The organism is Sporosarcina soli, assembly GCF_042655805.1.
GTDB classification, from domain to species: Bacteria; Bacillota; Bacilli; order Bacillales_A; family Planococcaceae; genus Sporosarcina; species Sporosarcina soli.
The window spans coordinates 177,879-190,499 of record NZ_JBHSNO010000022.1; the positions used below are offsets into that span (position 1 = coordinate 177,879).

Sequence of the window (12,621 nt, forward strand, 5' to 3'; positions counted from 1 at the left end):
AGACTCCTTTAGATTACTTACCTAAAGTGTTTGCAAGGTTTTCAAATAACTCTAGATAAGTTTGGATTGATTCATTTGTGTAAGTGTCATTTGGTGCATAAACAATCTTCCCTTCAGTAACAGCAGTTACTTTTTGAAGAGCTGGCGCATTATCGATAACATCTTTAGCAGGAACTGCATCAGACGCAGATGATACTGCAGCATCACGATCCATTACGAAAATCCAATCAGGATTACTTTGTGCAATCGCTTCAACAGAAACCTCATCACCTTGGTGATCTGATGTAGTTTTGTCAACTTCTAACGCTGGAGCCCAGCCAAAAATTTCATACATCGGTCCCCAAACACGTCCAGAACCAGGAGCTGAAAAACCAATATTTCCGCCAGAAACAATCACGCTCATCACTGTATCTGTTCCATTATAAGCAGACTTAGCATCTTCGATAGCTTTATCAAAATCAGCATTCAATTGTTTAGCCTCTTCATTTTTATCAAAAATTTGTCCCAAAGTAGTTGTCGCATCTTTAAGTCCATTTACTAAGTTTTCTCCCGGTGTAGCAGCTTCTTCAGAAACATCAATATTCAGATCAATAACAACTGCATTTGGCACTAATTTTTTGATGTCTTCATAATAGTTACCAAATCTTTGACCAACTATTACAAGTTCAGGGTCCACAGCCGCGATAATTTCAAGATTTGGTTCACGGTGATTTCCGATGTCTTGAACTGAATCATCACTTACATATGGTGAATCCGCAGGCATTACAGCTTTTGGAGCAGCCGCTAACTCAATTCCCCAATCAGATAAAGTTTCATACGTTCTATTATCCAAAGCAACTACATTCTTAGGATTTATCGGAACAGTGACAGTTCCATGAGCATCAGTGATTTCAACCGTTGTTACCTCTTCTGTTTCAACTTCAGTAGCATTATTTTCTTGCCCATCGGTTTCGGTTTCACCCGTTCCACCCTTTGAATTTGAGCAAGCTACCAACAGCAAAGCAAAAATTGCCATAATGATAGTTAATTTAAATTTCCCCATTTCTCTACCTCTCTCCTTATGTATAAACTTACTAGATTATTGAATTGATAAATTTACTATCTATGTTTTATTTTTGTGCGCGATTTAAATACTAATTATCTCTATATTTACATAGTGCATTGCGACAACATAAACTCATTGATAATGATTATCAATTTCAATCTTCTACTTGAGTATATCAAATCAAAAAATACTGTCAACTACTTTTGCGGACTCAACTTAGTTATCGTTTTCGAAGATACATTGCAGATTTTAGAAATTGAAATAAGCGAGCTCAAAAAAAGATGGCCGAAAGCCACTCGTTGAGTAGACTTTCGACCATCAAAGGACAGTAAAAAAGGAAATGATCTCTTCTAACTTGATAGACGCCCATTTTCTTTAAAGCCCTTCTGAACGATCTTACACTAGAAGAACTAAAGAGAATATGTCCCTGTTGCAAAACCTTCATCCATTTTTTTATAATTCCTTGTATGCTTTCTCTAACTCTGCTAGATCAAATTTTTTCATTTTAAGAAATGCCTTCGTAACACCCGCAATTTGTTCTGGTGTGCCATTGCTCATCATCTCGTCCATTCCTCTCGGCACAATCTGCCAGGACATGCCATACCGATCTTTCAGCCATCCGCATTGCTCTGCTTCTGGATGGGCAGACAGCTTATCCCAGTAGTGATCAATTTCTTTTTGGGTATCACAATAGACCATAAAGGAGACGGCCTCATTGAAACTGAATGGATGATTTTCCGCACTGTCCATTGCAGCAAACCACTGATTCTCAAGCATGAACTCAGTAAACATGATGGTCCCTTCTTTATTAGGTTCCATGCCTTGAGGATAACGGGCAATCTGGCCCTGCTTTGCGTGTTCAAATACAGATATATAAAACTGAATCGCCTCTTCCGCTTTCCCGCATTGATCACCAACAAATAGAAACGAAGGCAGGATTGCAGGCCGCTCTTCACCTTCTGGATTGGTAAGGATTAATTGCCAAGACAAACCATACCTATCTTGAATCCAACCATACTTCTCACTAAACGGATACTGACCAAGTGGCATAAGCACGGTTCCACCTTCGGACAACTTATTCCAAACCTCCACTATTTTTTCACTCGCGTCCTTCTCTCGTGATGGATCAAAATTAACGAAAAAAGACACTGATGGGTTGAATTTGAAATATGGCCCACCATTAATGGCCATAAACTTCTGTCCCCACAACTCAAAAGAGACTAAATCTGCGTCACCTGATGGTGTATCATGAAGTGTTGTTACATTTGTAAGTTTTGAGTCTGGGAAAATGGAAGCATAATACTCCGCCGCTTCCTGCGCTTCCTTGTCATACCATAAATGCGGTACAATATTTTGGATGGTTCCAATCATCGTTACCCCTCCTATTTTTATTTCACTATTTTTATCCTAGTTTGGTTTCTTCAACAAATAATCTTCTAAATGATTGAAGGTGCCTGAGAATCCTTCTTGAACCATATCTTGTGATTCTACAAAGGTTTGAAGTTCCTCTTCAGTTGCCGATACAGGAGTCTCAATCATCGTAACGGTTGTTTTTCCATCGTGTTCTAGTAACGTAAACGTATTCTGCATTTTCAGAGGCCAGGTATCATGAAAAGGTGCACGCACGACATTGCCTTCTTTATCGGAAAAGAATTGAGTATAAACAAACTTTTCTGGAACGCTAATTTCATCATAAATGAATTTGACCCACATTATATCGCCGTCAGGAGATTTTTGGCTGTAGTGGAAGATACCTCCCTGCTCGAACTCGAACGTAGAAATAGTAAAATCCCATCCTTTTGGTCCCCACCAATTTCGAAGATGTTCAGCTTGGGTAAATGTCTTAAAAACAACCTCCCGGGCAGCATTGAAAGTGTGGGTGATTTCAACTTTAGCAGACATAATTTCTCCTCCCATAATATAATAAAAGGTACCCATACATTTCAGAATTTAATGGATACCTAGCATCTTTTATTATGACCAAGTGAAAGGTACCCGATACCTTTCACTATTTTCAATCTACAACGTTGTTTCCAACCAAGCAACACACTCCACATGACTACTGTGTGGAAACATATCTACCGGTTGCACTTCCTGCGTGCGGTACCCTCCATCTTCCAATATCCGCAAATCTCTTGCCAATGTCCCTGGATTACACGACACATAGACGACACGTTTCGGCTTATACTCCAAAATCGTCTTCAACAGTTCTTCATCACAGCCTTTGCGCGGCGGGTCGACGACGAGCACGTCGAATCGCTTGCCATCTGCATACCATTTCGGGATGACGACTTCGGCGGGACCCGCCTCGAAATGGGCGTTGTCGATGCCGTTCAATTCTGCATTGCGTTTTGCATCTTCGATTGCTTGTGGCACGATTTCGACGCCATACACTTCTTTTGCCTTCTGTGCAAGGAATAAAGAAATCGTCCCGATGCCGCAATAGGCGTCGATGACGGATTCACCGCCTGTCAGCTGAGCGTATTCCAACGCTTGACCATAAAGGACTTCCGTTTGCTCCGGGTTCACTTGGTAGAATGAGCGGGCGGAAATTTCGAAATCGATAGGCCCGATTGAATCGATGATGAAGGTCTTTCCATACAATAAAATCGTTTCATCGCCAAAGATGACGTTTGTCTTTTGATCATTGACGTTTTGCATGATGGACGTGACGTCGGGAACGACTCGTTTAATCAGTTCGACGACCGCCTCTTTTTGCGGAAATTTCTTTTTGCGTGTGACAAGGACGACCATAATTTCACCTGTTGCACGCCCTTTGCGTACAATCAGATGGCGCAGCATCCCCCGGTGGGCCTTCTCATCATAAGCATCAATTCCAAATGCATGCATTTCGTGTTTCAGCGTCGACATCAGTTCATCCGCTTCCTCACTTTGGATGATGCAGACATCCGTATCGACGATGTGATGAGTGCGGGATCTGTAAAAGCCGGACACCACTTTGCCGTCTTGCTCACTGAAAGGGATTTGGGATTTATTACGATAGCGCCATGGGTTGTCCATTCCTTTTACAGGATGGACAGGCACATGAGGGAGTTTCGCAATCCGGTCCATTACATCGCGCACCGTTTTTCGTTTTTGCACGAGTTGGCCCTCATAGGATAAATGCTGCAATTGGCATCCGCCGCATTCCGGGAATACATGGCAAGGCGGGTCAACCCGGTCCGGCGATGCTTTTTTCACGTTTATCAATCGGCCAAATCCGTAATTTTTTAACGTTTTGCCGACTTGGATGTCAACTTCCTCGCCTGGCAATGCTCCCGGGATGAAAAGGGGATACCCTTCCACCTTCGCCACACCTGACCCGTCATGTGTCAAATCCTCCACCAAAACGTTCAGGCGTTCATTTTTATTCACAATAAAAGACATTCGATTTCCTCCAAATTTCAGATGTCTATAGTGTACCACGGCAATAGTGAAAATGTAGAGTTGCTACATGATAGCCTTCCTAAGCCGTCGTCTGCATTAAGATCAAGTAAACAACATTCCCACTCAACTAATTAAGAAAAAAGCAGACGCCACACCGACGTCTGCCTCCCCACCAATCATTTCTCATCCTCCGCCTGTTTTCCCACCGCCCTGTCCAACGGTGCAGCGATGAATGCGGTGATAATAGCCAAAATTAGAACGATAAATGGTGCGTAGAACATCAGAAAGTTATGCATGAAAACACCCTCCTTACGCGTGATAATCGCCTTTTCCACGGACATAATTTTTGTCGAATAAGAATAGGCGCATGAGCAAATACAAAGACGGTATCAGTAGCCCGAGTCCCATGATAAATACCACGATGAGGGAGATGGCCATGGCAGGGTTCGTGAAGCTGTCATAAATCGTCAAGTACGGATAGAGCAAATACGGATAATGCGATGCGCCGTAGCCGAAGAAGGCGAAAATGAATTGGCCACCTAAGAAGATAAATGCCCATCCGTAATTGCGCCGCTTCCAAAGCAGCCACACTGTACCGATGAACAGTAGAAACGAAATGAGGAACATCGGCCAGAAGTTTTGGATATTGCTGTAATGTTCCGGATTATGGTTTCTCAGTTCAACGATGATGCCGCCAGCCGTGATGATGGTCGGCAATGCCCAGATAAGCGCATATTTCCGAAGTAGATTCGTTGCTTCCACATCGCGAGCTTTATTGGCATACCAGGTCAGGAATACAGCGGAAATATATAAGGTTGCCGCAATGCTCAATACGACGATCGCCCAGGTAAGCGGGCTTGTGAACAACAGCCAATAATCGAGTACCGGCTTGCCATCCACCATCCTGACAAAGCCGCCTTCCGATATCGTTAGCACGATGGATAGCGATGCCGGAAGCAGAATGCCAGCAAGCCCATACATGAATGAGTAACCCTTATGGCCACGTGCTCCGTACGTTTCGAATGCGTAATACGAGCCACGGATCGCCAGCAGGATAATTCCGATACTGACGGGAACGAGCAATGTCGTTCCGTAGTAAAACGCTGTTTTCGGGAAAAATCCGATAATGCCAACGAAGAAGAACACAAGGAATACGTTTGTCACTTCCCAAACGGGCGATAAATAGCGCTGAATGATGTTTGTCAAAATACGCTGTTTACCTGTTAGCAAGCTGTACGCATTAAAAAATCCAGCCCCGAAGTCGATAGCACCGACAAGGATATAACCGAAAAGGAATGTCCATAAAACGGATATGCCGAGGATTTCCAGTGTCATAATACGTCACCGCCTTTCTCCATCTCCCGGTCTTCGATTTCACGTTCGACCGGATTGTTGCGGAACATTCTACGCAGGACGACAATGACACCGATGCCAAGTACGATATATAGCAGGCAGAACAGAATCAGCATCGTGTCGACATGTCCGCTCGTCGTTGCCGCTTCTTCTGTGCGCATGAGCCCTCTTAAAATCCACGGTTGCCTTCCGACTTCGGCCATCCACCAGCCCGCCTCGATGGCTATAATCGATAACGGCCCACCTAAGACGATCAGCCAGCGGAACCACTTCGTCGAAACCATCTTCCAACGTTGTCTCATTCCAATCCAAAATACAGCGGATAGAACAGTCATCCAGACTCCGATCGTTACCATAATGTCGAACAGATAATGGATATAAAGTGGAGGTATTTCATCATCCGGGAATTGGTCGAGCCCGATCACCTCGGCACTTGGAATACTATGAGCCAGAATACTTAATGCATACGGGACCTTGAGGGCGTATTTCACTTCTTCCCCATCCAACACCCCATAGAGGATCAAAGGTGCATTGCCTTCCGTTTCGAAATGCCATTCAGCGGCAGCCAGTTTCTCGGGTTGATATTCCGCCAAATATTTTCCGGAGAAATCACCGATGATGGCGGCCGCGACGGAAAATATCATCCCAATTTTCATCGTCAAAAATAACGCTTTTTTATGGTATTCGTGATTCGATCCTTTCAACAGGCGATACGCCGCAATTGATGCTAGCACGAAGGCAGCCGTCATATAAGCCGTCGCAACGACATGCGCTACTTTCGTCGGCATCGCCGGGTTGAGCATCGCAATGAGCGGATTGATATTGATCAGTTCACCGTCTACAAGATCAAAGCCTTGCGGGGCATTCATAAAAGCATTGACGATCGTAATGAAAACCGCAGAGAAGGACGCCCCGATTGCGACTGGTATCAATAACAATAAATGTTTTTTCTGATTCTCAAACCGATCCCATGTATATAAGTAAATTCCGAGGAATATCGCCTCAAAAAAGAAGGCGAACGTTTCCATGAACAGCGGGAGTGCGATGACATTCCCCGCAAGCTCCATAAAATTCGGCCACAACAAAGAAAGTTGCAAGCCGATTGCTGTTCCGGTCACAACTCCGACTGCCACGGTAATGACAAAACCGCGTGCCCAGCGCCGTGCAAGTAAAATATAATGTTCATCATTTTTCCGGATACCTACCCATTGGGCAATCATGATCATCAGCGGTACCCCGACACCGATTGTCGCAAAAATAATATGAAAAGATAATGTCGTCTCGGTTAACACCCGTGAAAAAAAGACAGCTTCTTCATTCCCCAACGAACTTCCCTCCCTCAGCTTCCAAATACTCTACCCAAAATCGAAATAAGCATAATGACCGCAATGACGAAGGATAGCCATATAAGACGCTTTTCCTGCATTTTGTACATACGTATGCCCCATCCTTTCAAGTACATCCTGATACATTTCTTTACCCTCTATACATCAACCTAATCTATATTATGAGAGCTAATGATGGACTATTTTTGAAAACAGAAGAGCAGATCTGTAAATTATTCGTTGGTACATATGGAATGACTTTTTACCACTGTTGAATTCCGATCAACGACTTTTCTAAACTCACTGCAAAAAAACTGTATGAGTGCCTTCAAATGGCTCTCATACAGCTTTTATCGACTTATATGACATCTGTTACGCGGTCTTCTTCTCTTAATTCGTCAAGCGGCGCGAACATTTCAATATGACGATGCAGGTTCTCAAATCTGGCCGGGAGCATACCGCCATACTCACCATCCAAATTCAATAGCACCTCTTCCGGTGACTCGACTGTAATTTTCTCTGCTTTACTTGAAATGACGAGCGGATCGTTCAGGTGTTCGCCTCTGAGTGCAAGCGACACAACGCGAATAAACTCGGCGATATTGCATTTTTTTAAGATGAGCAATGTAAATTTTCCATCATTGATGCTTGAACCGGGGGCGAGTTTTTCAAAACCACCGACCGAATTCGTCAATCCGACAAGGAATAGCATGGCCTCATCATCGAACACTTCGCCATCATATTCAATCCGCACAGGGCTCGAATGGATCGATGGCAACATTTCAATGCCCTTCAAATAATAAGCGAGTTGACCAAGAACCGTTTTTAACTTGCTCGGTACATCGTATGTCAATTCCGTCAGTCTTCCGCCGCCTGCGATATTGATGAAATGGCGATCATTCATCATCCCGACATCGACCGGGACCGTTTCACCACGAAGAATGATCTCCACGGCATCGTCGATATCACGCGGAATACGCAATGCACGCGCGAAGTCATTCGTCGTCCCCGTTGGAATCAAACCGATTTGAGGGCGTTTGTCAAATGGACTTACACCCGCTACAACTTCGTTCAGTGTGCCATCTCCACCCGCAGCGACAATCAGGTCGAATCCTCTTTCCACGGCTAATTTGGCCGCATCTCTGGCGTCACCCTCTGCAGTTGTTGCATGACAAGAAGTTTCGTAACCGGCTTTCTCAAACTTCTCCAACACTTCTCCAAGGTGTTTGCGAAATATTTCGCGCCCTGAAGTAGGATTATAAATAATTCGTGCACGTTTCATGCGGGTTTCCCTCTCTATTCGTACAGATGATATTTTCTTTTGATAGATCTATTTCAGTGAGGCGCGTACTCCTTGAAAACGCCTGCATTCATTCCTTCAAGACATATACATATAGACGCTCATCCTGCTTAACTAGTTGCAGCATGCATCAAATCGATTACGATTGTTTTTGCAGTACCGGAAGAAACGTTTTGCGAATATCATCGTAAACCGTAAGCCACAACTCAGGTTTTGTAGTATATTCGGCAGTCAAACGCTTGATGAATTCCTGCTGTTTCTCTTTATATTCTGGTGCATCTGCTGGTGGCAAGTCTTTGCGCATTTCCATTACATACTCCTGGATGGAAGCTGCACGCGGCCCCCATTTCGCTTCCACTTCTCCATCTTCACCTAGCAATAGATAGACGGGAATCGATCTGCCTCCATTCGTCAAATGCCTGTCAATCAGCTCCGTGTCTGCATCACGGTAAACCGCACGTACATCCAGGTCTGCGGCCTCTGCAATCCGACGCAAGATCGGGTTGTTCATCATCGCGTCTCCGCACCAATCCTCCGTGATGATCAGGATATTCGGTTTCTTCTCTTTTAAAAGTTCAATGAATTCATCGTCCTGTGGTACTTCAAATTGTTCATAAATATGGAAACTGTTTTCCTTATGTGTCTCCATCTTATCCATATGCTGTGTAAGTGAAATCGCTTCATCAAAATACTGTTTTTCTGTTTTCATTCCGACCACACTCCTTTACTCCAATTGTACGGTGTCCTTTTGTTTGAATCAAATTCCGGGATTTTAGGAAACATGAATGGTCTATGGAAGTATTGGCACTTTGTTCTCTAGTATGGGCGTTGGCTGACTGTTTATTGACGCTCACCGCATGTTATTGGCGAATCAATAGATAAAACAAGACGCCCAATACAGGGCGTCTTCCTTTTATTACCGTTTTGCAATTTCCTCAAGAAGGATTTTATTGACGAGTGGTGGATTTGCCTGCCCTTTCGTCGCTTTCATGATTTGACCAACGAGGAAGCCGATTGCGCGGTCTTTACCGTTTTTATAGTCTTCGATCGATTGTGCATTTGCATCAAGTGTTTCATTGACCATTGTGCGGAGCGTGCCTTCGTCTGAAATTTGGACGAGTCCTTTCGCTTTGACGATTGCCGCTGCGTCGCCACCTGTTTCAATCAATTCTTTAAACACTTTTTTCGCGATTTTGGAAGAAATCGTGCCATCAGAAATAAGTTTGATCATGCTGGCAAGACCTTCCGGCGTCAATGCCGTGTCATGAAGTTCTTTATTCTCTGCGTTCAAATAAGCGGATACTTCACCCATGAGCCAGTTGGAAGCAAGCTTCGCGTCCGCCCCGGCTACCACTGTTGCATCGAAGAAATCGGACATTTCTTTCGTCAACGTCAAGACCCCTGCATCGTATTCAGGAAGGTCCAGTTCTTTGACATAGCGTTCTTTCCGCGCATCCGGCAGTTCAGGAATCTCTGCACGGACTCGTTCGACCCACGCTTCATCGATATGGAAATCCGTTAAGTCCGGCTCTGGAATGAATAGATAATCATTCGCTTGCCCTTTGACACGCATGAGCAATGTTTTGCCCGTCGCTTCGTCATAACGGCGTGTTTCCTGTTCGATTTTCCCACCAGCCAACAGGATTTTTTCCTGACGCTCCACTTCATACGCCATACCTCTACGTACAAAGTTGAAAGAGTTCAAGTTTTTCAACTCGGTTTTCGTACCGAATTCCTCCTGCCCGAAAGGACGTAGGGAGATGTTCGCATCACAACGAAGAGATCCTTCTTCCATCCGTACATCAGAAACGCCTGTGTATTGGATGATCGCTTTCAGTTTTTCAAGAAAAGCATAAGCCTCTTCCGGAGAACGGACATCTGCTTCTGTAACGATTTCGATAAGCGGTGTTCCTTGTCTATTCAAGTCGACAAGTGAATGACCTTCATCCGTATGTGTCAGTTTCCCTGCATCTTCCTCAAGGTGGACACGTTCAATACGGATTTTCTTCTTTTTCCCTTCGACTTCAATTTCAACCCAACCGTTTGAACCGATTGGACGCTCGTCTTGGGAAATTTGGTAGGCTTTTGGATTATCCGGATAGAAATAATGCTTCCGGTCAAAATTCATAATTGGTGCAATTTCACAGTTCAGCGCCAATGCAGCTTTCATGCCATACTCAATCGCACGTTCGTTCATTGTAGGTAGAACCCCTGGGTATGCCAGGTCGGTAACGTGGATGTTCATATTCGGCTCTGCTCCGAAATGGGCCGGTGCCGGTGACATGATTTTTGTATCTGTTTTCAACTCTACGTGGACTTCAAGCCCGCAAATCGTTTCGAAGTTCATTGGTTATTTCCCCTCCCTGATTGCTGGAGTTTGTGTATGGAAATCGGTCGCTTGTTCAAATGCATGCGCCACTTTGTAAAGCGTTGCTTCATCGAAATGTTTTCCGATGATTTGTAAGCCGACCGGCAAGCCATCCGCAAATCCGCATGGTACTGAAATGGCCGGAACGCCAGCAAGGTTGACCGGAACCGTCAATACATCATTCGCATAAAGCGCCAATGGATCTTTGTTCGTCTCGCCGATTTTATACGCAGTTGTTGCGGAAGACGGTCCGATGATGACATCGTATTTTTCAAAAGCTTGCGCGAAGTCCTGTGCAATGAGCGTACGAACTTTTTGCGCTTTCACAAATACGTCTTTATGATGTTCTGCTCCTAATGCATACGTTCCGAACAGAATGCGTTTTTTCACTTCTCTTCCGAATCCTTCTGCACGTGAACGAGCGTAAAGTTCGTCTAGATCATGAACGCCTTCCGCGCTATAGCCGTAACGGATTCCATCAAAACGGGCCAAGTTGGATGTCGCTTCGGATGTTGCAATGACATAATAAGCTTCCGCCGCGTAATGTAAATGCGGAAGGGAGATTTCTTCCCATTCAGCGCCAAGAGACTCAAGCGTTTGCAGTGCTTCTTGTACAGCCTTTTTCACTTCATCGGAAACACCTTCACCGAGGTATTCCTTCGGTACACCGATTTTCAAGCCTTTTACATCACCTGTAAGCGCCGCTTTGTAATCCGGCACTTCCTGTGGAGAAGTCATCGAATCTTTCGGATCCAATCCTGCGATCGCTTGAAGAAGCATTGCATTATCTTCGACATTTTGTGTGATTGTACCGACTTGGTCAAGCGATGATGCATATGCGATCAGACCGAAACGGGACACACGTCCGTATGTCGGTTTCATGCCGACAACTCCGCAAAATGCTGCTGGTTGACGAACGGAACCACCTGTATCTGAACCTAGCGCGAATGGAACTTCTCCCGCTGCGACCGCTGCTGCGGAACCGCCTGAAGAACCTCCGGGCACATGATCCAAGTTCCAAGGGTTATATGTCTTCTTGAATGCAGATGTCTCCGTCGTGGAACCCATGGCAAACTCGTCCATATTCAGTTTTCCGACGATTACCATACCTGCCTCTTTCAGTTTTTCAACAACTGTTGCATCGTAAACCGGCACGAAGTTTGCCAACATCTTACTTGCGCCTGTTGTCGTAATCCCTTTCGTCACGATATTATCTTTCAATCCGATCGGTAAACCGAAAAGTGGGCCGCGGCCTTCTAATGGCTGCTGATCCAATGCCTCTGCTTGGGCAAGCGCTTCGGCTTCGTTCGTTGAAAGAAATGCTTGTACACTTTCATCCAATTTCGCTATACGGGCAAATGACTCTTCTGTCAATTCTTTGACAGTCAGTTCCCGATTATGTAAAAGCGACTGAAGTTCTACTGCCGTCTTGTTCAATAACGTCATTTATCTTTTCCTCCCCAAATTCGCTCATCAAATGATGGTCGGCACTTTGATCTGTCCAGCTTCGTGTTCTTTTACGCTTTTCAACATCTCTTCACGATCCAGTACATCGACCGGCTCGTCCTTGCGCAGTACATTGACCATTTGCAGTGGGTGTGTCGTCGGTTCAACTTGCTCCGTATCGACTTCCTGCAACTTCCCGATGAAGCTGATCAATTCACCAAGTTCTTCGGCATATGTTGCCGCTTCGTCTTCTGACAGGCCAAGTCTGATACGGCCCGCCAAATAGTTCACTTCATCTATCGTCATCGTTGTCATACTTTCTCCTCCTCATCATCAATCGGTACGTTTAATAATAACACCTTCTATTTCTGTTGAAAAGTTCAAGTGCGTTGTTACC

General features: G+C 44.7%; 12 protein-coding genes. All 12 read right to left on the reverse strand.

Annotation, left to right across the window (positions count from 1 at the left end; all coding sequences use genetic code 11):
* Positions 1-13: 13 nt before the first annotated feature.
* A complete protein-coding gene (locus ACFPRA_RS24595) occupies positions 14-1,042 on the reverse strand; it encodes a siderophore ABC transporter substrate-binding protein (RefSeq protein WP_381440681.1) in 1,029 nt (342 codons plus the stop codon).
* 456 nt (positions 1,043-1,498) lie between these two features.
* Positions 1,499-2,416 (reverse strand): VOC family protein, encoded by a 918-nt coding sequence (locus ACFPRA_RS24600; RefSeq protein WP_381440683.1) that lies wholly within the window; start codon positions 2,414-2,416, stop codon positions 1,499-1,501.
* 36 nt (positions 2,417-2,452) lie between these two features.
* Entirely contained in the window at positions 2,453-2,947 is a 495-nt protein-coding gene (locus tag ACFPRA_RS24605) for an SRPBCC family protein (RefSeq protein WP_381440686.1), read from the reverse strand.
* 117 nt (positions 2,948-3,064) lie between these two features.
* Positions 3,065-4,432: a 23S rRNA (uracil(1939)-C(5))-methyltransferase RlmD gene (gene rlmD, locus ACFPRA_RS24610; RefSeq protein WP_381440689.1), complete on the reverse strand. Its 1,368-nt coding sequence runs from the start codon at positions 4,430-4,432 to the stop codon at positions 3,065-3,067.
* A 176-nt stretch (positions 4,433-4,608) separates the two neighbouring features.
* Positions 4,609-4,728 carry a cytochrome bd oxidase small subunit CydS family protein gene (cydS, locus tag ACFPRA_RS24615; protein WP_381440691.1) on the reverse strand — a complete coding sequence of 40 codons (120 nt, stop codon included), beginning with the start codon at positions 4,726-4,728 and terminating at the stop codon, positions 4,609-4,611.
* A gap of 13 nt (positions 4,729-4,741) precedes the next feature.
* Positions 4,742-5,767 (reverse strand): cytochrome d ubiquinol oxidase subunit II, encoded by a 1,026-nt coding sequence (locus ACFPRA_RS24620; RefSeq protein ID WP_381440693.1) that lies wholly within the window; start codon positions 5,765-5,767, stop codon positions 4,742-4,744.
* Entirely contained in the window at positions 5,764-7,110 is a 1,347-nt protein-coding gene (locus tag ACFPRA_RS24625; RefSeq protein ID WP_381440696.1) for a cytochrome ubiquinol oxidase subunit I, read from the reverse strand. The genes ACFPRA_RS24620 and ACFPRA_RS24625 overlap by 4 nt, the downstream gene beginning before the upstream one ends.
* Positions 7,111-7,468: 358 nt before the next feature.
* Positions 7,469-8,392, reverse strand: coding sequence for a diacylglycerol kinase (locus ACFPRA_RS24630; protein WP_381440698.1), 924 nt, complete (start codon positions 8,390-8,392; stop codon positions 7,469-7,471).
* Positions 8,393-8,549: 157 nt separating this feature from the next.
* Positions 8,550-9,119 carry a thioredoxin family protein gene (locus tag ACFPRA_RS24635; protein WP_381440701.1) on the reverse strand — a complete coding sequence of 190 codons (570 nt, stop codon included), beginning with the start codon at positions 9,117-9,119 and terminating at the stop codon, positions 8,550-8,552.
* A gap of 207 nt (positions 9,120-9,326) precedes the next feature.
* Entirely contained in the window at positions 9,327-10,757 is a 1,431-nt protein-coding gene (gene gatB, locus ACFPRA_RS24640) for an Asp-tRNA(Asn)/Glu-tRNA(Gln) amidotransferase subunit GatB (protein ID WP_381440704.1), read from the reverse strand.
* A 3-nt stretch (positions 10,758-10,760) separates the two neighbouring features.
* Positions 10,761-12,224, reverse strand: coding sequence for an Asp-tRNA(Asn)/Glu-tRNA(Gln) amidotransferase subunit GatA (gene gatA / locus ACFPRA_RS24645; RefSeq protein WP_381440707.1), 1,464 nt, complete (start codon positions 12,222-12,224; stop codon positions 10,761-10,763).
* Between the two features lie 27 nt (positions 12,225-12,251).
* Positions 12,252-12,539: an Asp-tRNA(Asn)/Glu-tRNA(Gln) amidotransferase subunit GatC gene (gatC, locus tag ACFPRA_RS24650; protein WP_381440710.1), complete on the reverse strand. Its 288-nt coding sequence runs from the start codon at positions 12,537-12,539 to the stop codon at positions 12,252-12,254.
* Between the last annotated feature and the right edge of the window lie 82 nt (positions 12,540-12,621).